The sequence below is a fragment of the Polaromonas naphthalenivorans CJ2 genome (assembly GCF_000015505.1).
Lineage (GTDB): Bacteria > Pseudomonadota > Gammaproteobacteria > Burkholderiales > Burkholderiaceae_C > Polaromonas > Polaromonas naphthalenivorans.
This window is the reverse complement of the sequence record NC_008781.1, coordinates 1,015,419-1,037,015: the sequence shown is the minus strand read 5'-3', so window position 1 is coordinate 1,037,015 and position 21,597 is coordinate 1,015,419. Positions and strand designations below refer to the sequence as shown.

General features: G+C 62.7%; 22 protein-coding genes and 1 tRNA gene. 18 read left to right on the top strand and 5 right to left on the bottom strand.

Annotated features, from left to right (window positions below):
• Positions 1–55: 55 nt before the first annotated feature.
• Positions 56–2,377, top strand: coding sequence for an ATP-dependent DNA helicase (locus tag PNAP_RS04910; RefSeq protein ID WP_011800395.1), 2,322 nt, complete (start codon positions 56–58; stop codon positions 2,375–2,377).
• Positions 2,378–2,434: 57 nt separating this feature from the next.
• Here the strand turns inward: PNAP_RS04910 and PNAP_RS04905 are convergent, their stop codons facing one another.
• Positions 2,435–2,662, bottom strand: coding sequence for a hypothetical protein (locus PNAP_RS04905; protein WP_041376530.1), 228 nt, complete (start codon positions 2,660–2,662; stop codon positions 2,435–2,437).
• A gap of 281 nt (positions 2,663–2,943) precedes the next feature.
• Between PNAP_RS04905 and PNAP_RS04900 the strand changes: the two genes are divergently transcribed.
• On the top strand, positions 2,944–4,302 hold the full coding sequence (locus PNAP_RS04900) for a dicarboxylate/amino acid:cation symporter (protein WP_011800393.1): 1,359 nt from the start codon (positions 2,944–2,946) through the stop codon (positions 4,300–4,302).
• Positions 4,303–4,371: 69 nt separating this feature from the next.
• Here the strand turns inward: PNAP_RS04900 and infA are convergent, their stop codons facing one another.
• The 4 genes from infA to PNAP_RS04885 all read right to left on the bottom strand — a co-directional run bounded on the left by infA (position 4,372) and on the right by PNAP_RS04885 (position 9,816).
• Positions 4,372–4,629, bottom strand: coding sequence for a translation initiation factor IF-1 (infA, locus tag PNAP_RS04895; protein WP_011800392.1), 258 nt, complete (start codon positions 4,627–4,629; stop codon positions 4,372–4,374).
• Between the two features lie 70 nt (positions 4,630–4,699).
• Positions 4,700–4,939, bottom strand: coding sequence for a hypothetical protein (locus PNAP_RS25520; protein ID WP_011800391.1), 240 nt, complete (start codon positions 4,937–4,939; stop codon positions 4,700–4,702).
• Between the two features lie 346 nt (positions 4,940–5,285).
• Entirely contained in the window at positions 5,286–6,296 is a 1,011-nt protein-coding gene (locus PNAP_RS04890; RefSeq protein ID WP_011800390.1) for a response regulator transcription factor, read from the bottom strand.
• A complete protein-coding gene (locus PNAP_RS04885; protein WP_011800389.1) occupies positions 6,289–9,816 on the bottom strand; it encodes a hybrid sensor histidine kinase/response regulator in 3,528 nt (1,175 codons plus the stop codon). The genes PNAP_RS04890 and PNAP_RS04885 overlap by 8 nt, the downstream gene beginning before the upstream one ends.
• 146 nt (positions 9,817–9,962) lie before the next feature.
• On the opposite strand from PNAP_RS04885, the gene PNAP_RS04880 reads away from it, so the two are divergent.
• The 16 genes from PNAP_RS04880 (at position 9,963) to PNAP_RS04805 (ending at position 21,405) form a co-directional block, all read left to right on the top strand.
• Positions 9,963–10,265: an urease subunit gamma gene (locus PNAP_RS04880; protein ID WP_011800388.1), complete on the top strand. Its 303-nt coding sequence runs from the start codon at positions 9,963–9,965 to the stop codon at positions 10,263–10,265.
• 118 nt (positions 10,266–10,383) lie between these two features.
• Positions 10,384–10,977, top strand: coding sequence for a HupE/UreJ family protein (locus PNAP_RS04875; protein WP_011800387.1), 594 nt, complete (start codon positions 10,384–10,386; stop codon positions 10,975–10,977).
• 13 nt (positions 10,978–10,990) lie between these two features.
• A complete protein-coding gene (locus tag PNAP_RS04870; protein WP_011800386.1) occupies positions 10,991–11,296 on the top strand; it encodes an urease subunit beta in 306 nt (101 codons plus the stop codon).
• Entirely contained in the window at positions 11,296–13,014 is a 1,719-nt protein-coding gene (gene ureC, locus PNAP_RS04865) for an urease subunit alpha (protein WP_011800385.1), read from the top strand. Before PNAP_RS04870 ends, ureC begins: the two co-directional genes overlap by 1 nt.
• A 7-nt stretch (positions 13,015–13,021) precedes the next feature.
• Positions 13,022–13,648 (top strand): urease accessory protein UreE, encoded by a 627-nt coding sequence (gene ureE, locus PNAP_RS04860; RefSeq protein ID WP_011800384.1) that lies wholly within the window; start codon positions 13,022–13,024, stop codon positions 13,646–13,648.
• Positions 13,645–14,343: an urease accessory protein UreF gene (locus PNAP_RS04855; protein WP_011800383.1), complete on the top strand. Its 699-nt coding sequence runs from the start codon at positions 13,645–13,647 to the stop codon at positions 14,341–14,343. Before ureE ends, PNAP_RS04855 begins: the two co-directional genes overlap by 4 nt.
• 38 nt (positions 14,344–14,381) lie before the next feature.
• Complete coding sequence (gene ureG, locus PNAP_RS04850; protein ID WP_011800382.1) at positions 14,382–15,038, top strand: urease accessory protein UreG; 657 nt, start codon at positions 14,382–14,384, stop codon at positions 15,036–15,038.
• Between the two features lie 61 nt (positions 15,039–15,099).
• Positions 15,100–15,186, top strand: a tRNA-Ser gene (locus tag PNAP_RS04845).
• Between the two features lie 170 nt (positions 15,187–15,356).
• Positions 15,357–16,577, top strand: a complete 1,221-nt coding sequence (locus tag PNAP_RS04840) for a tyrosine-type recombinase/integrase (RefSeq protein WP_011800381.1) — start codon at positions 15,357–15,359, stop codon at positions 16,575–16,577.
• 102 nt (positions 16,578–16,679) lie between these two features.
• The gene (locus PNAP_RS24875) at positions 16,680–17,441 is read left to right on the top strand and encodes a hypothetical protein (RefSeq protein ID WP_157040212.1); all 762 of its coding nucleotides are present in this window, start codon (positions 16,680–16,682) and stop codon (positions 17,439–17,441) included.
• Positions 17,442–17,550: 109 nt separating this feature from the next.
• Positions 17,551–17,757, top strand: a complete 207-nt coding sequence (locus tag PNAP_RS04830) for a helix-turn-helix transcriptional regulator (protein WP_041376529.1) — start codon at positions 17,551–17,553, stop codon at positions 17,755–17,757.
• Positions 17,754–18,404, top strand: coding sequence for a hypothetical protein (locus tag PNAP_RS27845; RefSeq protein ID WP_232290753.1), 651 nt, complete (start codon positions 17,754–17,756; stop codon positions 18,402–18,404). The genes PNAP_RS04830 and PNAP_RS27845 overlap by 4 nt, the downstream gene beginning before the upstream one ends.
• Positions 18,405–18,407: 3 nt before the next feature.
• The gene (locus PNAP_RS04820) at positions 18,408–18,710 is read left to right on the top strand and encodes a hypothetical protein (protein WP_011800377.1); all 303 of its coding nucleotides are present in this window, start codon (positions 18,408–18,410) and stop codon (positions 18,708–18,710) included.
• Between the two features lie 3 nt (positions 18,711–18,713).
• Positions 18,714–19,028 carry a hypothetical protein gene (locus tag PNAP_RS04815; RefSeq protein ID WP_011800376.1) on the top strand — a complete coding sequence of 105 codons (315 nt, stop codon included), beginning with the start codon at positions 18,714–18,716 and terminating at the stop codon, positions 19,026–19,028.
• Positions 19,025–19,861 (top strand): hypothetical protein, encoded by an 837-nt coding sequence (locus PNAP_RS04810; RefSeq protein ID WP_011800375.1) that lies wholly within the window; start codon positions 19,025–19,027, stop codon positions 19,859–19,861. Before PNAP_RS04815 ends, PNAP_RS04810 begins: the two co-directional genes overlap by 4 nt.
• Positions 19,858–21,405, top strand: coding sequence for a YfjI family protein (locus PNAP_RS04805; protein ID WP_011800374.1), 1,548 nt, complete (start codon positions 19,858–19,860; stop codon positions 21,403–21,405). Before PNAP_RS04810 ends, PNAP_RS04805 begins: the two co-directional genes overlap by 4 nt.
• Positions 21,406–21,597: the final 192 nt, after the last annotated feature.

Here is a 21,597-nt window from a genome sequence, read left to right as displayed (position 1 = left end):
CGGACGGCCTGCGACTGCATGAACCCATGCGCCTGAAGCCCAAAGCGAGCGCCGGGTGAGCTATGTCGTCGCCGTCAGGGCCTTGTGCGAGTTCACCGCCAAGCAGGGCGACCTGGACCTGCGCTTCACGCCCTCGCCTTCGGCCCAGGAAGGCATCGCCGGCCATGCGCTGGTGGCGTCGCGCCGCAGCAAGAGTTACCAGCCCGAACTCAGCCTGAGCGGCGACTACCAGGAGCTGCGGGTGCGCGGCCGGGCCGATGGCTACGACCCGGACAAGAACCAGCTCGAAGAAGTCAAGACCTTCCGGGGCGACCTGGCGGCCATGCCCGACAACCACCGGCAACTGCACTGGGCGCAGGTGAAGATTTACGGCTGGCTGCTGTGCCAGAAGCTCGAACTGCCCGAGGTTCGGCTGGCGCTGGTGTATCTTGATATCGGCAGCCATGAGGAAACGCTGCTGACCGAACGCATGAGCGCCGATGCGCTCAGGGATTTTTTTGAAGCGCAGTGCGAAAAATTCCTCGGCTGGGCGCGGCAGGAACTGGCCCACCGCGCGGCGCGCGATGCGGCGCTGCAGGCGCTGGCTTTCCCGCACGCCGCCTTCCGGCCCGGCCAGCGCGACCTGGCCGAAGCCGTGTACCGGTCCGCCGCCAGCGGCCGCAGCCTGATGGCCCAGGCGCCGACCGGCATCGGCAAGACCATCGGCACGGTCTTTGCGCTGCTGAAGGCCGCGCCCCGGCAGGAACTCGACAAGGTGTTTTTTCTGGCGGCCAAGACCCCGGGCCGCCGGCTCGCGCTCGATGCGCTGGCATTGATCCAGCAAAGCGCGCCGGCGCTGCCCCTGCGCGTGGTCGAACTGGTGGCGCGCGACAAGGCTTGCCTGCACCTGGACAAGGCCTGCCACGGCGATTCGTGCCCGCTGGCCCAGGGCTTTTATGACCGCCTGCCGCAGGCGCGCAGTGCCGCGCTGGCAGACCCACGGGCCAGCCGGCAGGGCAAGGAGGCGCTGCGCGAGGTGGCCCTGGCGCATGGCGTGTGCCCCTACTACCTGAGCCAGGACCTGGTGCGCTGGAGCGATGTGGTGGTCGGCGACTACAACTATTACTTTGACGTGAGCGCCCTGCTGCATGCGCTGACGGTGGGCAACCAGTGGCGCGTCAGCGTGCTGGTCGATGAAGCGCACAACCTGGTGGACCGGGCGCGCAAGATGTATTCGGCCGAACTCGACCAGGCCGAACTGGCGGGGGTGCGGCACGCTGCGGCGCCCGCGCTGCGAAAGCCGCTCGACCGCCTGCACCGCGTCTGGCGCGATGTGCAGAAAGACCCGCAGCACGATCCGCAGGCGGCTTACCAGGTGCGGCCCGATCCGCCCGACAAATTCCTGCTGGCGCTGCAACAGGCCACCAGCGCCATCACCGACGACATCGAGGCGCATCCGACGCGCGTGGACGCGGCGCTTCAGCGCTTTTATTTCGATGCGCTGCATTTCTCGCGCATGGCCGAGAGCTTTGGCGGCCATTCGCTGTTTGACATCACGCAGGATGCCGCTGCGGGCGGGCCGGCCCACGCCAGGGGCAGCCGCGCTTGGTCCCGGCTGTGCATCCGCAATGTGGTGCCGGCGCCGTTCCTGGCGCCGCGCTTTGCCGCCGCCCGCTCGGTGGCGCTGTTTTCAGCCACGCTGAGCCCGCAAAACTATTACGCCGACCTGCTCGGGCTGCCCGCCGACACGGCCTGGGTCGATGTGCAGTCGCCCTTCATGGCCGAGCAGCTGGCGGTGCGGGTGGTCAGCGACATCTCCACCCGCTACCAGCACCGCGCGCTGTCGCTGCAGCCCATCGCGGATCTGATGGCGCGGCAATACGCTGAAAAGCCGGGCAATTACCTGGTGTTCCTGAGCAGCTACGACTACCTGGAAAAACTGGCGGAATGCTTCAGGCAGCGTTACCCGCTGATCCCGATGTGGGAACAGACGCGGCGCATGGACGAGGCGGCGCGCGATGAATTCCTGGCGCGCTTCACGGCGCAAACCCAGGGCATCGGCTTTGCCGTGCTGGGCGGCTCGTTTGCCGAGGGCATCGACCTGCCCGGCGACCGGCTGATCGGCGCCTTCATTGCCACGCTGGGCCTGCCGCAGGTCAACCCGGTCAATGAGCAAATCAAGCTACGCATGGCCGAGAATTTTGGGGCCAGCCAGGCTTATGACTACAGCTACCTGTACCCGGGCGTGCAAAAAGTGGTCCAGGCCGCCGGCCGGGTGATCCGCAGCAACTCGGATCGCGGCGTGATCTACCTGATGGACGACCGCTTTGCCCGGCCAGAGGTCAGGCGCCTGCTGCCACGCTGGTGGCGGGTCGGGCAGATTCGCGTTTTCAAGTGAAAGCAGCTTCCTGCGCAATAGGGACGGGCATTTATTGCTATTTAAAATATAGCAACATTACTCGTTCGGGTTGTTGCCCTTGATGCCGTGCTGTTCCTTGTAGGCCAGCTGAACCTGTTCAAGTCGGTCCACCAGCTCGTCAATCTTCGCAAAGTCCTTGACCGGCGCGGTCAGCAGGCGCTCCAGTTCTTCGCGCAAATGATCGTATTCGACTCGAAGGTCGGGGTTGAGCGTGCCAGGCGGGATGTAGCCGCTGCGCACGGAAGGCGTCGGGTCTGAGGGCATGGCTTGTCTCCTGGATGGATGAAGCGGTCGAACTGAGAATCTGCCGATTTTAGGCATCCACGTCCTCGGCACGACTGCCGACTTACCCTGCCCTGCCTGTAGGCCAACGCCGGATTCAACCGCTGCCGGACACGAACGAAACATTTGAAACCAGCGGCAAAAAGTCAATGCCGAATCCGGCCATACCCGTAAATTGCAAGCTTCAAGGATGGATATTTTTTGGCCCCGGACTCTATTGAATCCTGATCACCAACCGCCGCATCGACCCATGCGCTCCTGCCATGACCACGTCAGCACCCACCGAAAAACTGCCGCTCTACCGTTCCCTGTACTTTCAGGTGGTGTGCGCGGTCATTGCCGGCGTCGCCCTGGGCTACTTTTACCCGAGCGTGGGCGAGAGCATGAAGCCACTGGGCGACGGCTTCATCAAGCTCATCAAGATGATGATCGCACCGATTATTTTCTGCACCGTGGTGGTCGGCATTGCCGGCATGGAGGACATGAAAAAAGTCGGCAAGACCGGGGGCCTGGCGCTGCTGTATTTTGAAGTGGTCAGCACCTTCGCGCTGATCATCGGCCTGTTGCTGGTCAACCTGTTCCAGCCCGGCGCCGGCATGAACATCGATGCGGCCACGCTGGACACCAAATCGATTGCCGCCTATACCGGACCGGGCAAGATGGTCAGCACCACTGACTTCATCCTGAACGTCATCCCGACCGCGTTTGTCGATGCCTTTGCCAAGGGCGAGATTTTGCAGGTGCTGCTGCTGGCCATTTTGTTCGGCTTTGCGCTGCACCGCTTCGGCGGCCGGGGCACGCTGGTGTTCGACATGATTGAAAAATCATCGCATGTGCTGTTCACCATCGTCGGCTTCATCATGAAGGTGGCGCCCATCGGTGCGTTTGGCGCCATGGCCTTCACGATTGGCAAGTACGGCGTCGGCTCGCTGTTTTCGCTCGGCAAGCTGATGGGCGCGTTCTACCTGACCTGCCTGATTTTCATCTTTGGCGTGCTGGGCGCCATTGCGCGCATCCACGGCTTCAGCGTCTGGAAGTTCATCAAGTACATCAAGGAAGAACTGCTGATCGTGCTGGGCACTTCGTCGTCGGAGTCGGTGCTGCCGCGCATGATGGAAAAGATGGAAAACCTGGGCGCCAAAAAGACCACCGTGGGCCTGGTGATTCCCACCGGCTATTCGTTCAACCTCGACGGCACGTCGATTTACCTGACGATGGCGGCGGTCTTCATCGCGCAGGCCACCAACACGCCGATGACGCTGATGCAGGAAATCACGCTGCTGGGTGTCTTGCTGCTGACCTCAAAAGGCGCTGCGGGCGTGACGGGCAGCGGATTCATCGTGCTGGCAGCCACGCTGTCGGCCGTGGGCACCGTGCCGGTGGCCGGTCTGGCCTTGATTCTGGGCATAGACCGCTTCATGTCGGAAGCGCGCGCGCTGACCAACCTGATCGGCAATGGCGTGGCCACGCTGGTCGTGGCCAAGTGGACCAACGAGCTGGACATGGAGCGGCTCCAGGCCGGCCTGAACAACGAGACGTGGGAAGAAGCCCAGGAACCGGAAAGGGTGCTGGACAAAAAAACGGAGCACATGCCCGTCTCCGCCATGAGTGATGCTGGCTGACCGTTGCCATGCCGGCATGGCGGTCAACCCTGCATTGACGGCTTCAGGACGCCGTTGAAGCCAGCGCGCTTAGCGCGACTGGCGCGGCGCAGGGCCGGGTCCGCGACCGGCAATGTGGCGGAAGGTGATACGCCCCTTGCTCAGGTCGTAAGGGGACAGTTCCAGCGACACCTGGTCGCCGGCCAGGATACGGATATGGTTCTTGCGCATCTTCCCGGAGGTGTAGGCCACCAGCTTGTGGCCGTTGTCCAGCGTCACGCGAAAGCGCGAGTCGGGCAGAACCTCGTCAACCAGTCCGTGCATTTCAATCAATTCTTCTTTGGCCATCTATAACTCCTGATATTTCAAAAATTTCAAAATTATTTTGTGTCGCCAGCCCACACGGGCTGGCTTTGCATCATGCGCAAACCGGCGCTGAGCGTTCGTGAATCCAGCCCAAGGCGTGTTCGGTAGCGTAATGTACGGCAGCGGCGGCGCTGTCAAAAATTCCGGTGAAACGCAGCACCCTGTCGTGGGTACCGCTGCCGCGACCGGAGCGGATGGAAACTGAAGCCGCGAAGCGGCCTTCGCCCTGCGATTTGGCAGTGGGCGAGACAAGGTATTTACCTACCTCTATTTGGGTATCGTTCATAGTCATAAAAGTCTTTGCCGGATATTTTTTCCGGCTTCATGGGAGAGAGTAACCAGCTTGCGAGCAAGCCAACGTGTATTCGGTATCTGGCCGCCAGGCAGGTGAAAGCCAAGGCAGCTTGAGCCATAAGTGGGCACCGTTGGTGGAAGTGCTCGCCAGGAAATGGAGGAGTGCTGTGGGCATCAAGGCTGAAAAACCTGTGAAAGCAGTGCCAGATCGCTGGGAATTCGGGCTCTAGGAAGCGCCGCATTTGAGAAAGAAGCCGAATGAAACAGTGACTTCGATGAAAAACGCTGATGCGTTACCGAACCCACCATTATAACCGGGCAGCCGGGCAAGTGCAGTTCTTCATTCAGCACTCGAACTGCGGATGAAGCTGCCGGATGCGGTTCATGGCCCGGCCGGCGGCGGCGGTGCGGGTTTCCACGCCCAGCTTGGCGTACACGCGCTCCAGGTGTTTTTTGATCGTTGCCGGGCTGGCGCCCAGGATGTCGCCAATGTCGCGGTTGACCTTTCCCTTGACCACCCAGTACAGCACCTCGGCCTCCCGGGCGGTGAGCTTGAAGCTCAAGGCTATCGCCTCGACCACGGCATCGTCCGAAATCTCGCGCATCACGATCAGCCAGTCGCCGCCGCTGTCGCTGCCCTCGGTTTGCTGGTGCAGCCGGAACGTCAGGCGGCGCGGCCCCTGCTCCACCGTCAGGCGCGGCGGCTCGATCTGGCGCTCGGCATCTGGCAGATGGCGGCGCAGCCATTCCAGGACCGGTTCGGGCGTTTGCGGCGCCGTGGTGCCGTAGTAGCGCATGAGCAACTCGCGCGCCAGCGGCGTTTGCCAGATCAGCTTGCCATCTTCCTTGCCATCGGCATGCATGCGCACGGTCATGCTGGCGTAGCCAAACGCGTCGAGCGCGTTGCGCGCCTGGCCCGCCTGCCGGGCTTCCTGCCGGGCGCGGCGCGCGCCCTGCAGATGAACGCCCATGCGCGCCATGACTTCCTTGGGCTTGATCGGCTTGGTCACATAGTCCACGCCGCCGGCCTGCAAGGCGGCCACCAGGTGCTCGGTTTCGGTCAGGCCGGTCATGAAGATGATGGGAATGTGCGCGGTTTCCGGCATCGCCTTGAGTCGCCTTGCCACTTCAAAGCCATCCATGCCGGGCATCATGGCGTCGAGCAGCACGATGTCGGGCACGGCCTGCCGGGCGCGCTGCAGCGCGGCTTCGCCGCTGGTGGCCACCAGCACGGTGTAGCCCGACTCATCAAGGGCGTCATGCAGCACCGCCAGGTTGTCGGGCACGTCGTCAACGATCAGCACCACGTCGCTGTTGGCGCGGTCCAGTGTGCGGTCCAGGCGGCTGTCAGGCATCAAGTTCATGACCGGGTTCTTTCTGTGTGAGCTGGCTGGCCATGGCTTCAAAGCGGAATTGACGCGCCATCAGGCGCATCTCCTCGACAAAGGAAGCTGTGGCGGGTTGCTGCTTTTCAATTTCCGCCAGCTTGTTGAGGATGCCACGGTAAAAACCCAGATGGACCACTTCCAGCAGGCTGGCAAGCTGGCGCGCATCGGGCAGGACACGCGGCGCCGGCGTGGCGGCAACCGGGTCGGGGTTCACTGCCAGGGCGTCATAGCGCCAGGCCAGCCCCAGGCTGCGCTCCAGCCAGTCAATCAGCTCGGTATGGCGCACCGGCTTCAAAATGAAATCCTCGGCGCGTATGCCCACGTCGTTGTCGAGCCCCTTGTCAAAGGCGTTGGCCGACACAATCGCCAGATGAATGCCGGCATGCCCCGCGTTGCGCACGCGGCGCAATGTTTCCCAGCCGTCAATGCCGGCCATGGCCAGGTCCATGAAGATCACGTCGGGCCGATAACCCGCCGCCAGCAAATCCAGGCAGTCGTGGCCGCTGGCGGCGGTGCGCAGCTCGAAGCCCATGGGCGCCAGCAATTGCACCAGCAGTTCGCGGTCGGGCTCCTCGTTGTCCACCACCAGCAGCTTGCGGCGCGCGCCCTCGTAGCCCTGCGGCCGGCGCCGGGCATCCCGGACTTTGGTGGCAGGAAAGCTGGCTGTCGCCAGATGCACCTCCGGCAAGAACAGCCGGATGCGAAACACCGAGCCCTTGCCCGGCGTGCTGACCACCGTCATCTCGCCGCCCATCAGGTCGGTCAGCATCTTGGCAATCGTCAGGCCCAGGCCGGCGCCCGACGAGCCGCCCACGCTCTGCCCGGCCGTGCTGCCGCGCGCAAAAGGCTCGAATATCTTCTCCAGCTCGGCCGCGCTCATTCCGGGGCCAGTGTCCTCGATGTCGATATGGGCCATCTCGCGCGCATGGCGCACCCTGAAGGTGACCTGGCCCTCTGCGGTGAACTTGATGGCGTTGCCAAGCAGGTTGATCAAGACCTGGCGCACCCGCTGCTCGTCGGCGCGCACCAGTTCGGGCAGATGGCCTGCAGCTTCAAAAGCAAAGCGCAGGCCCTTGGCGGCCGCCTGCAACTCGAACATGCCGGCCACCTCGTGCACGCAGTCGGCGAACTGCATCGGCCTGACATTGAGCGTGAGCTTGCCGGCCTCGATGCGGGCAATGTCGAGCGTGCCCTCGATCAGCGACAACAAATGTTCGCCGCCGCGCTTGATGACGCTGACCGCCTGCTGGCGGTGCGGCGGAATGGATGCGTCCTCGCCCATCAGCTGCGCATAGCCCAGGATGCTGTTGAGCGGCGTTCGCAGCTCGTGGCTGATGGCGCTGATGTAGCGGCTCTTGGCCTGGTTGGCCTGGTCGGCCACGCGCTTGGCCTGCTGCAGCGCCTGATCGGTTTGCCGGTGCGACTCGATTTCCTGCATCAGCAGATGGGTCTGGCGGTTCGATTCTTCCTGCGCCACCTGCCGGCTCTTGTGCGCCAGCACCAGCCACCAGGCCACCAGCCCGGCAATCACCAGCAGCGCCATGTAGGCCTTCAAAAAGCCCGAACGCAAGGCGGACTCGGACGCCGCCAGTTCCGCCAGCGAACTGATCTCCTGGCGGTACAGCAGGCCGAACAGCGTCGCCAGCAACGGCACGATGACCCCCATCAGCAGCAAAAAGTGGCTCAGCCCGTTGTCCAGGAAAGGCCAGGCCGGGCGCGGCAGCAGCCAGCGCAGCGCGGCCGACCACTGCGCCGACAAGCTGGCGTGGGGTTTGCACAAATCGCCGCAACGCGCGTCCAGCGTGCAGCACAGCGAGCAGATCGGCCCCTGGTAAGCCGGGCAATGCGCCATGTCGGGGCCTTCATAGCTGCGTTCGCAAATCACGCAGTGCTGGGTGGCATGGCGCTTGTGGAGTCCCCCGGCGGCCGATGAAGCAGAGCGGCGCGCGATGTAATAGCGCCCCTTCGTGGCCCAGGCAATCAGCGGCGCCGCCACGAACGCGGTCGTCATGGCGATCACCGCAGAAAATGCCCGTGCCAGTTCGCCATACAGCCCCAGATGCGCCGTGATCGACAGCAGCGAAGCCAGCGCCATGGCGCCCACGCCGACCGGGTTGATGTCATACAGATGGGCGCGCTTGAACTCGATGCCCGGCGGCGACAGGCCCAGCGGCTTGTTGATGACCAGGTCCGCCACCACGGCCATGACCCAGGCAATCGCGATGTTCGAGTACAGCCCCAGCACCTCGCCGAGCGCCTGGAACACATTCATCTCCATCAGCATGAAGGCGATGGCGGTGTTGAACACCAGCCAGACCACCCGTCCTGGGTGGCTGTGCGTCAGGCGCGAGAAAAAGTTCGACCAGGCCAGCGAGCCGGCATAGGCATTGGTCACATTGATCTTGAGCTGCGACACCACGACGAACAGCGCCGTGGCGCCCACGGCCCAGCTGTAATTCGGAAACACATATTCATAGGCGGCCAGGTACATCTGGTTCGGGTCCACGGCCCGGTCCAGCGGCACCATGTTGGAAATCGCCAGGTAGGCCAGCAGCGCGCCGCCCAGCATCTTGACCACGCCCAGCAACACCCAGCCCGGCCCGCCGATGAACACCCCGGCCCACCAGCGCCAGCGATTGGCCTTGGTCTGCACCGGCATGAAGCGCAAATAGTCGGCCTGCTCACCCATCTGGGTGATCAATGCGATGCCGACCGTCAATGCCGCACCAAACAGGTGCAAATTGAAGTCACCACCGCCTCCCTTCTCGCCTCCATACTGAACGACCCCTGAAAATGCACCAGGAGCGAGCATGAAAACATACACAAAAGGCACGACCAGCATGACCAGCCACAAGGCTTGCGTCCAGACCTGCAGGCGGCTGATGGTTGAAACGCCGTGCGTGACCAGCGGAATCACCACCAGCGCGCAGATCAGGTAGCCCCATTTGGGCGGTATGCCGAAGACAAGCTCCAGCGCGTAGGCCATGACCGCCGCTTCGAGCGCAAAGAAAATGAAGGTGAACGAGGCATAGATCAGCGAGGTCAGCGTCGAGCCGATGTAGCCAAAACCCGCGCCGCGCGTCAGCAAATCCATATCGACGCCATAGCGCGCCGCATAAATGCTGATCGGCAGGCCGGCCAGGAAAATGATCAGCCCCGTGGCCATGATGGCCCAGAAGGCATTGGTGAAGCCGTATTTCACCAGCAAGGTCGCCCCGACCGCCTCCAGGATCAGGAACGAGGCCGCGCCGAACGCGGTGTTGGCCACGCGCCATTCCGACCATTTGCGAAAGCGCTGCGGCGTGAAGCGCAGCGCGTAGTCTTCCATCGTTTCGCTGGCGACCCAGCTGTTGTAGTCGCGCCTGACCTTGATGATGCGCTGCACCGCCACCTCGGGTTCGGCGCCCGAGCCCCTGCGCTCATCCAGCGAGCCCGTGGGCGTGCCCGGTTGAGGCGGCGGTGGTGAAGGCGTGGCGACGGCGTCCATGGTACGAGGGATGATAGGCAGGCAGAGTGAAAGGCCCACAATTGCTGCACCTTCTGTGCCACACAGGCGCGTCACTCGACGGCGTTGCCCGAAAGCCGGTGGCACCAATCTTGCGATTTTAGAGAAGCCGAACCCGAAAGAGCCCCATGGAATTGACTCCCCGCGAAAAAGACAAACTGCTGATTTTCACAGCGTCCCTGCTGGCCGAGCGGCGCCGGGCGCGCGGCCTCAAGCTCAACTACCCTGAAGCCGTGGCGCTGATCAGCGCGGCCGTGATGGAAGGCGCGCGCGACGGCAAGACCGTGGCGCAGCTGATGAGCGAAGGCCGCACCGTCCTGACCCGCGCCGATGTGATGGACGGCATCGCCGAGCTGATCCCCGACATCCAGGTCGAAGCCACCTTTCCCGACGGCACCAAGCTGGTCACGGTGCATCAGCCGATTGTGTGAGGCACCTGCACGCCATGGCATGCCACTTGTTCAGTCACTCTTTTTTTGATAGCTGCATGTGCATTACCAGCTTGCGCTACAGCCCTTATTGATACTTATTCCAGAGGAAATCATCCCCATGCCACGCAAACCACCTCGCGCTCTTTTTTTAATAGCTGCCTGTGCAATAGTGACAAGCGCAAAAGCCCATATTGGCACTGATTTAGGGGTACACGCGGAGATTGGTGTCCTTGACGGACTGCTGCATCCCTTCACCGGCCTGGACCATCTGGCCGCGATGCTGGCCGTCGGGTTCTGGAGCGCCTTGAGCGCGCGCCGCCTGTGGACCACGCCGCTGGCCTTCGCAAGCATGCTGCTGGCGGGCGCCCTGCTGGGCCTGGCCGGCATGGAACTGCCGGCCGTCGAGCCGATCATTGCCGCATCGCTGCTGGTGCTGGGCTTGCTGGTGGCCTTGCGCACGCAGATGCCTGTCGTGCTGGCAGCGGCGCTCGTCGGCGTGTTTGCGGTGTTTCACGGCGTGGCCCATGGCACGGAGCTGGCAGGCGCGGCGAACATCGAGGGACCGTTGCTCGGCATGCTGCTCGCGACGCTCGCGCTGCACGCCACCGGACTGGGGCTGGGCCTGGCCTTGCGCAACACCGCCTGGGTTTCACGCATGGCCGGCGCAGGCGTGGCCATGCTGGGCCTGACGCTGTTGACCCAACTGACCTGAAGGAAGCACCACCATGATTCCAGGCGAACTGATCACCGATGGCCCCGACCACCTGCTCAACGAAGGCCGGCGCACCGTGACATTGGTCGTGCAAAACACCGCCGACCGGCCCATCCAGGTCGGCTCGCATTACCACTTCGCAGAAACCAACGCGGCGCTGGGTTTTGACCGCGATGCGGCGCGCGGCATGCGGCTGAACATTGCGTCCGGCACCGCCGTGCGTTTCGAGCCCGGCCAGCAGCGCACCGTCGAGCTGGTGGACTTTGCAGGCGAGAGAAAAATCTACGGCTTTCGCGGCCTCATTCAGGGAGCGCTTTGATGGCAACCATTGGACGCCGCGCCTACGCGGAAATGTTCGGCCCCACCGTCGGCGACCGGCTGCGGCTGGCCGACACCGATTTGATGGTTGAAGTCGAAGCCGACTACACGCTGCGCGCCGGCGGCTACGGCGAAGAAGTCAAGTTCGGCGGCGGCAAGACGATTCGCGATGGCATGGCGCAGTCGCAAAGAACCAATGCCGAAGGCGCCATGGACACGGTGATGACGAATGCGCTGATCCTCGACCACTGGGGCATCGTCAAGGCCGACATTGGCCTCAAAGGCGGGCGCATTGCCGCCATCGGCAAGGCCGGCAACCCCGACGTTCAGCCGGGCGTGGACATCATCATCGGCCCCGGCACCGAGATCATCAGCTGCGAAGGCATGATCGTGACGGCCGGCGGCATCGACTCGCACATCCACTTCATCTGCCCGCAGCAGATCGAGGAAGCGCTGACCTCGGGCGTGACCACCATGATGGGCGGCGGCACCGGGCCGGCCACCGGTACCTTCGCCACCACCTGCACGCCGGGGCCGTGGAACATAGCCCGCATGCTGCAGGCCGCCGACGCCTTTCCGATGAACCTCGGTTTTCTCGGCAAGGGCAATGCCAGCCTGCCGGCCGCGCTGCACGAACAGGTCAATGCCGGCGTGATCGGCCTCAAGCTGCACGAGGACTGGGGCACGACGCCAGCCGCCATCAGCAACTGCCTCGATGTGGCCGAGGAAACCGACGTGCAGGTGGCGATTCACAGCGACACGCTCAACGAATCTGGCTTTGTCGAGAACACGATTGCCGCCACCAAGGGGCGCAGCCTGTGCGCGTTTCACACCGAAGGCGCGGGCGGCGGCCACGCGCCCGATATTTTGCGCGTGGTCGGCGAGGCGAACTTTTTGCCGTCCTCGACCAACCCGACCATGCCCTACACCGTCAACACGCTCGACGAGCATGTGGACATGCTGATGGTCTGCCACCACCTGGACCCGGCGATTGCCGAGGACCTGGCCTTCGCCGAAAGCCGCATCCGCAAGGAAACCATTGCCGCCGAAGACATCCTGCACGACCTGGGCGCGATCAGCATGATGTCCAGCGACAGCCAGGCCATGGGCCGGGTCGGCGAGGTCATCATCCGCACCTGGCAGAACGCGCACAAGATGAAGCAGCAGCGCGGCAAGCTGCCCGGCGACACCGAGCGCCACGACAATTTCCGCGTCAAGCGCTACATCGCCAAATACACCATCAACCCGGCGATTGCCCACGGCATCTCGCACGAGGTCGGCTCGATCGAAGTCGGCAAGTTCGCCGACCTGGTGGTCTGGAAGCCGGCGTTTTTCGGCATCAAGCCGTCCATTATTCTGAAAGGCGGGTTCATCGCCATGGCCGCCATGGGCGACCCGAACGCCTCGATTCCCACGCCGCAGCCGGTGCATTACCGGCCCATGTTCGGCGCGTTCGGCGGCGCGACTGCCAGGGGATCATTGACCTTTGTGTCGCAGGCCGGGCTGGCCGCCGGCATCAAGGAGCGCTTCGGCCTGGCCAAGACGCTGAGCGCGGTGAAGAACATTCGCGGCGTGCGCAAGCAGCACATGATCCATAACAATTACCTGCCGAAAATGGAAATCGACGCCCAGACCTACCTGGTGCGCGCCGACGGGCAACTGCTGACCTGCGAGCCGGCCAGCAGCCTGCCGATGACGCAGCGCTACTTTTTGTTTTAATCAAGCGATGCTTCAAATCTCCAAACTCATTTCGCAGGGCGCCGGCCTGGCTCCGGTGCTGGTCAAACGCGCGTCCACCTTAGAGATCGACTGGGACGTGCGCCAGAAAAGCCGCTTTGACGCGCTGGATTCGCTCGGCCGCCAGCTCGGCGTGTTCCTGCCGCGCGGCACGCTGGTGCGCGGCGGCGACGTGCTGATCGCCGAGGACGGCTCGATGGTACGGGTGATTGCCGCGCCGCAGCCGGTGCTGCGCATCACGGCCTGCGCGTCGCACGGCTCGGCGTTCGATTTGACCCGCGCGGCCTACCACCTGGGCAACCGCCATGTGCCGATTGAACTCAAACCCGACCACCTGAAAATCGAGCCCGACCATGTACTGGCCGACATGCTGCGCGCCATGCACCTGACGGTTCAGGAAGTGAGCGAAGCCTTTGAGCCCGAGGGCGGCGCGTACAGCGCGGGCGGCCACGGCCACACGCATGCGCCTGCCGCAACGCCTGTCCCCGCCGCCGTGCCGCCAGCCGCCCATGTCCACGGACCGGATTGCAACCATGGCCATGACCACGCTCATGCACCGCAGGCCATCAAGCCGGTAGCCATCCAGATCCATCCGCGCAAGCCGCACAGCCATTGACGCAAGCGGCCGAAACCCTGCCAGCGGCCAGCCTGCTCCAGCTGATCTGGCTCGCCTCCCCGGCCTTGCCCGTGGGCGGGTTTTCTTACTCGGAAGTGCTTGAAGCGGCCGTGGACCGGGCGGGTGTAGCTACGGAAAGCATAGCGTCCGACTGGCTGGCCGACCAGCTTTACCTGACGCTGGCGCGCGGCGACCTGGCCGTGATTGCCCAGGCGATTCCAGCCTGGCGCGCCAGCGACCTGCCACGCATCCAGCAACTCAACGACTGGGTTCTGCAGACCCGTGAATCCAGCGAGCTGCGGCTGCAGGCCGAGCAGATGGGCCGCTCGCTGCTCGACTGGCTGCGCAACCATGACGGCGCCAACGCAGCGCACATCGCCGCCTGCGCCCGCATGCAGCCGACCTATCCGGTCGCGTTTGCGTTGGCCGCATCGCAGCTAGAGGCCGGCGTGCGCGACTGCCTGCTGGCCTATGCCTTTGGCTGGGCCGAGAACATGATGCAGGCCGCGCTCAAGTCGGTGCCGCTGGGCCAAAGCGCCGGCCAGCGCATCCTGGCGCGCCTGAGCCGCGACATTCCGGCGGCGGTCGAGTCGGCCCTGCGGCTGCCCGACAGCGAACGCCAGGCGTTTTCCCCCATGCTGGCGATTTTGTCGGCCCAGCATGAAACCCAGTATTCGCGGCTGTTTCGCTCCTGACGAAGCGCCGCCCCTTTAACCGTCCAAGGGAAAGCCCCATGAGCCTGCACCACATCGCCAACCGCACCAAAAAACTGCCGCCCCTTCGCGTGGGCATTGGCGGCCCCGTCGGCTCGGGAAAAACCACCCTGCTGGAGATGCTCTGCAAGGCCATGAAGGACAAATACGACCTGGTGGCCATCACCAACGACATCTATACCAAGGAAGACCAGCGCCTGCTGACCGTCAGCGGCGCTCTGGACGCCGAGCGCATCATGGGCGTGGAAACCGGCGGCTGCCCGCACACGGCGATCCGCGAAGACGCCTCGATCAATCTGGAGGCCATCGACCGCATGCTGGTGGAGTTTCCCGATGCCGACGTGGTGTTCATCGAGTCCGGCGGTGACAACCTCGCCGCCACCTTCAGCCCCGAACTGAGCGACCTGACCATCTACGTGATCGACGTGGCTGCCGGCGAAAAAATCCCGCGCAAGGGCGGCCCGGGCATCACCAAGAGCGATCTGTTCGTCATCAACAAGACCGACCTGGCGCCCTACGTGGGCGCCGACCTGGGTGTGATGCAGCTAGATACCATCCGCATGCGCACCACGGCCAAGGGCCTGAAGCCTTTCGTCATGACCAACCTCAAGACCAACACCGGCCTGGCCGAGGTGGTGGCCTTCATCGAAACCAAAGGCATGCTGCAGCCGGCCTGACGCCTATTTTTTCCGTTCCAGCCCCAAGCCCATCCCGCCCTGCGGTTAAACTAGCGGGCTTGGAAGCGTGGCAGAGCGGTTGAATGCAGCAGTCTTGAAAACTGCCGAGGATGCGAGTCCTCCGTGAGTTCGAATCTCACCGCTTCCGCCGGAACCCCCTATTAGGGGGTTTTTTTTCGTCTCAGTCCCCCCATAGAATTCAATTTCTCCCTGTATAGTTCGAATCATGCCGTATCACCCCATGTTGTCCAAGCGCATCTTTTGATGGGGGGACGCAGGAACCGGATGGGGGGATGATTTCGAATCAATGGGGGAGCTATGGGAAAAATCGCAAAAGAAATGGGCGCGATGGAAGTCAAGCGATTGACCCAGCCTGGCCTTCATCCCGTGGGCACTGTGCCGGGCCTACGCCTGAGCATCAAGGCTACAGGCGCGAAATCATGGATTTTGCGCACCACCATCGGCCCTAAACGCTGCGATATTGGCCTGGGCAGTTATCCGGCTGTCACGCTGGCGGCTGCATGGGAAAGAGCACGGGCAACCCTGGATGAAATCCGCAATGGCATCGACCCGGTGGCCAAACGCAAAGCCCGACAGGAAATCATCGCCTGGACATTCAAGACCTGCGCCCTGGCGTACATCGAAACGCACGCCCCCAGTTGGAAGAACGCCAAGCACGGCCAGCAATGGCGCAACACCCTGGAAACCTACGTTTACCCCGTGTTTGGCGACAAGCACGTCAGGGACGTGGACACGGGCGACGTAACGACCGCCATCCGCCCGCTGTGGTCCACCAAGAATGAAACGATGGTCCGGGTTCGCAACCGCATCGAGCTGGTGATTTCATGGGCCGCCGCCCAAGGCTACCGCCCCAAGGGCTTCAATCCGGCGACCTGGCGCGGGCATCTTGACCAGGTGCTGCCCAAGCCTTCCAAGGTCAACAAGCGCGAGTCCTTTGAAGCCGTGCCGATTGACGACATGCACGCCTTCATGCAACGCCTGCGCAGCGTCAAGGGCATGAGTGCCCGTTGCCTGGAATTCGCTATCCTGAACGCTTGCCGCTCTGGTGAAGTACGGGGCGCGACCTGGTCAGAGCTGGACCTGAACGCTGGCACCTGGAGCATCCCGGGCGAGCGCATGAAATCGGGCCGCCCGCACCGCATCCCCCTGAGCGCACCAGTCATTACGCTGCTGGCCGGGCTGCCCCGGTTCGAGGGCACGGATTTAATTTTTCCTGGCCGCGACATTGAGAAGCCGCTCAGCGACATGAGCCTGACGCTGGTCATGCGCCGGATGAAGCTGACAGCCGTTCCGCACGGGTTCCGCTCGACGTTCACCGACTGGACAGCCGAGCGCACCGCCTACCCTGCCGAGGTCCGGGAAATGGCCCTGGCGCACGCCATCGGCAACGACACCGAAGCCGCCTACCGGCGCGGCGACCTGTTCGACAAGCGCCGCCAGCTCATGAGCGAGTGGGCCGCGTTTGTAAACACCGCCCCGGCCATCGGTGACAACGTGGTGAGGTTCAAGGCCGGATAATCTTTTTTGCCCCAGCTAGTCCGACCTCGAAGCTCGGACGAAAAGCCAGACCCCCGGCTGGCCTGCTGGGACTCCTTCATCCGGGGCTGCACGGGGGTGCTTATGCCGAATTTCAGTGACGGTCTTGAAGCCACTGCAAATGCATCAATGGATGCGATTGACAGACTGTCTGATTTTTCCTCACTTGCCCACCATGGGTGTTTGACGCTTGCTCAATGCGCTGCACTGTTGGTGCTGGCCAAGTTCACACAAGAAGGGACCACAACAATTACGGGAGAGCTGACTCAGGCACAAAAGGCTTACGTGGATTACTTGCGAATTGCAGGGCTCGACCTTGCAGCTGGAAAACTCGACACGATTAGGCACCCTCACACCTTTTTACCGCTTAGCCAATATAAACGGTTGCTTTCAGCAGGGATGTATGGGGCGGACGGCTTAGACGCTCCCGTTCCAGATATGAACTGGCTTCTTGATCTTGATGATTGTGTGCGCTGGTATGCGACACATGGCATTCAATTAAACCGGGAAAGCCTTGAGAATTTAGCTGACCTTGCCAGAAAAGAGAAGTTCACTAAAGCATTAGAAACTCACTCGCCCGGCTGGACAGTCATCAGACCTAAGCGGTTTCAAGGTTACTCAGAACCGCTTTTCAACGTGCTGCAGGATGCTCACAACATGGGGCAACCGTTGCCAACAGTGCATGAGGTGCTTGGTGCATTCAGGATTAACCAGCCTGCGCAAATTGCAAAACTCCTTCCTGGCCAAGGCTTTGACTACTACACCGCTGATGGCAATACGAAAAGCGCCGACTTGAAAGCAATCCGGGAAGTAATTCGAAAAATGACAACACCGAGGCCACTCTAAAGCCACTGGAAGCCACTCCAAGGCCACGACTGGCACGACTCAAAAAAACAGGCCTTAAAGCCGTTTTACTCCTCCTACTGCATCACGGTGATGCAACTTGGAGTGTTTTATGTCACAGCGCGTTATCCGTCTTGCTCAACTGGCAAGCCTCAATGACAGACCGGGCCTGTTGCCCGTCAGCCCCGCCACTATCTGGCGTTGGGTTCGTCAAAATAAATTTCCCAAGCCGTTCAAGCTGGCCGCAGGCACGACCGTCTGGGACGCTGGCCAAGTCGAGGCATTTATTGCGGCGCAACAGGCGGGCAGCACGCAATGAGCGGCAGGAATCAAGAACTCAGTTTTTCGAGTCTTTCTACTTTTTCGACAGGGGTAAGGCGGCTGGCCGGTAGCCATACGCCCAAAAGAAAAGCCGCCGGGGGCTACCACACCACCACGACGGCTATCAAAAATACGCACCCAAATATAGCATCTGGCTTCAAAAAGCGCCACACAGTAATGAAACGCTGTGCTAAAGTTCTTCCCGGTGCTGAAAAACACCACGGGTTTGACGACCTGTTGACATCCTGCGACGTAAGCCGCAGCCACCGCATATGGTCTGCGGCTTTTGAATTTGTGCCTCCAGTTTTTGGCGGCTCGAATGGGAGAGCGCAAGCTCTGCCGGTTTCCGCAAGGATGTCCCGGTTCGTCAACCCGTTCGAGCTGCCGCCCTCATTTGACGATGGGTGCGTCGGTTTTTGCAAATCGACATCCTTGGAGGCCATCATGGCTAAATCCGCCTGCGCGCTCGCGCATTCTCTGCTCACAACGGGCACCCCCGACACCATTCAACTGCACGCCGAGGCGCATAACGCCCTGGCAATGGCGCTGCACTACCTGCGCCAGCCTGCTGCCAATCTGCCCGCAGCAGCCCGCAAGGCCATGCAAGCGCTCGCCGCCCTGAACCAGCTTCAAGGGAAGGCTTGAGTCATGGAAAACACACCTGTCACGCCCGTTATGGGCTACCTGGCACAAAACTGGATTAATCTGAACGCACGGACTCCCGCCGTCATCCTTAACCCAGAGGCCAGCCCGCTCGATTTGATGGCGTGGTGCTGGGCTGAATTGCGGTCTATGCAAGCCGCTGCAAATGCATTGGTCGGTGGCATTGACGATATCGACAAGGGCGACTTTTCTGCCTTGATTATTCATCGCATCGAGCCTTTGGCCAATGTGTTTCAACAGGCCATGAGCCAGCTCCACCGTGATTCAGTTCAAAGCGGGAGGGTTTGAGCCATGGAAAACACTTCTACTGCCCCCCTTCGCCTGGATTCTGGGTATTCCAACAACTGGAAACCCTCTGTGCAGCCGACGGCCATCCTGAACGAAGCCAGCACGCTGCATGAGCGCGTAGCCTATTGCTGGGGTCTGGCGGCCCATCTTCATGAACTGTCCAGCCTCCTTCATGAACACCAGTCGTCAGATATCGCGCGAGTATCCGGGCTGTTTTACGACCAGATCACGCCGCTGGTTGACATGCTTGACCGCCTGGGCGATGACACCCGCAAGGCTGAGCTTATCGAAGCCAGCAAGATCGGCGGTGCAGCATGAGCCATACCCCTGACCACTTCCGCCAAGCCCTTGCAGCCGCTGGCCTGACCCCATCGGGTGACTTGAATCTGACGGGCGACGGCAAACTGCAGCGCTACCGCATCGAGGGCGACAAGGCGGGCAGCCGCAACGGCTGGGCCGTGCTGTACAGCCATCCGGTGATGGCCGGTGCCTTTGGCAGCTGGAAAACCGGCGAGTCGCACACATGGTGCGAAAAGCGCAGCGACAAGCCGCCCACACCTGCAGAGCGGGCCGAACTGCAACGCCAGATGAAGGCAGCGCAGGCCGCGCGGGCGACTGAGCTGGGCAATGTGCAGGCGTCTGCACGCGAGCGAGCCGCCAAGCTGTGGGCCACGGCTCGCCCGGCCACCAATGCGCACCCCTACCTGAAAAAGAAGCAGATCGGCGCTTACGGCATTCGCCAGCTGCGCGACATGCTGGTCATTGCAGCGCGTGATGTGCAGGGCGAGCTGCACACGCTGCAGTTCATCAGCCCGGACGGCTCCAAGCGCTTTCTGACGGGCGGGCGCATCGCGGGCTGCTACTTCGCCATTGGCAGGCCAGTGGACTCGCTGCTGCTGTGCGAGGGCCTGGCGACGGCCAGCACGCTCTACCAGGCCACGGGACGGGCCGTGGCGGTGGCGTTCAATTGCGGCAACCTGCTGGCCGTGGCGAAGGCGCTGCGCGGTAAGTTTCCCGCGCTTCGCATGATCGTCTGTGCGGACAACGATTTTCAGACGCCGGGCAATCCGGGCGTGACCCATGCGCGGGCGGCGGCACGGGCCGTGGGCGGCTATTTGGCTATCCCCAAGTTCCCGGAGGTACGACCATGAACGCGACTGACTTCAACGACCTGGCTGCGATGGCGAGCATCGAGGACGTGCAGCGGCAAATTGCGCAAGCCGTGCCTGCGGTGGAGCCGCCCGTCTGGCCGGACCCCATCCTGCCGGGCACGCTGCGCACGCCGCCGATACCGCCCGAGGTACTGCCGTCCTGGCTGGCTGACATGGCGCGGGCCGTGTCGGAAAGCACGCAGACGCCGCCCGCGCTGGCGGTGATGTGCGGCCTGGCCGTGCTGGCGACAGTCCTGCAGCGCCGGTTCGAGGTCTCCCCTTTCGGTGACAGCTACACCGAGCCGCTGGCGCTGTGGACCCTGAGCGCATCCCCCAGCGGGACGCGCAAGAGCGCCGTATTGAATGCCATGCTGGGGCCGCTGCTGCACTGGGAAAAGCTGCTGCGCGACCGCATGCGCAGGGACATTGCCAAGGTCAACGCAACGCGGGCCGTGGCGAAAAAGCGCGTCGAGCGGCTGCTGCAGGACGCGGCCAAGGCCAAGGAACCCAGCGAGCGCGAAGCCATCCGGGCCGAGGTCGAGCGCGAAGAAACCGAGATGCCCGAGGAAATCCGGGCACCACGGCTGTTCACGGGTGATACCACGGCTGAGCGGCTGCAGGCGATGCTGGTCGAGCATGGCGAGCGCATGGCGGTGCATTCGGACGAGGCCGGAATCTTCCTCATCATGGCCGGTATCTACAACGGCGGCGCGGCGAATATCGACGTGTTCCTGCAGGGCCATGCGGGTTCGGCCATGCGCGTTGACCGGGCCGGGCGCTCTGCCCATGTGGACAAACCGGCGCTGTCCTTTGGGCTCTTGATACAGCCGGACGTCATGTCCGAGGTGGCGGGGTCGTCACGCTTCCGAGGCTCTGGCCTGCTGGCGCGATTCCTATACGCCATGCCGGCGAGCAACGTGGGCAAGCGCGACGTGCGCAGGCACACGCCCATTCCCGAGGAGGTGGCCGACGAATATAAGCTGTACCTGCTCAGCCTACTGCAGGGCGTGCCTGGCGCGGTGGAAGCGCCCAAGGTGCTGACCTTGTCCGAGGCGGCGCGGGATGTGTGGCTTGACTTGGCCGAGGAGATCGAGCACCAGCAAGGTGAAGGTGGGCGCTATGAATCCATCAGCGACTGGACCAGCAAGCTGCCCGGCGCGGTGGCTCGTATTGCGGCGCTGCTTGAGCTGGCTGAGACCGGGCTGGATGCTGTCGAGGTCAGCCATGCCTCAATGGACCGGGCGCTACGCCTGGGGCGGCTGCTGATACCCCATGCGCAGGCCGCGTTCGGGCTGCTGGGCACTGATGCCGTGGATAGTGATGCGGTGGCCGTCCTCAAGTGGATGCAAGCGCGTGCTGAGCCTGAGTTCACCAGGTCCCAAGCGCAGAAGGCGCAGGAGGGGCGCTTTCGCAGCGTGGACCGGCTGCAGAAGGCGCTGGAACGCCTGGAGCAACAGGATGTGCTGCGAGGCTACAAGCGCCGCAATAAGGGAACAGGGCCAAGCATGGTCTATGTCGTCAATCCCAAGGTGTTTGAGATATAGCCAGTGTTTCGACATTGCTGACACTTTCGCAATAAGCTTATTTATAACCTTTTTTCTTTCTATATCAACCACTTACAGCCATAGAGCCTTACCCCTATCGAAAGTGTCGAAAGTGTCGAAAGCCTTAACCAAGCAATTAAGACTTTCGACACTTTCGACACTTTCGAGGGGTTAAGGCGTGGGGGGTGAGGG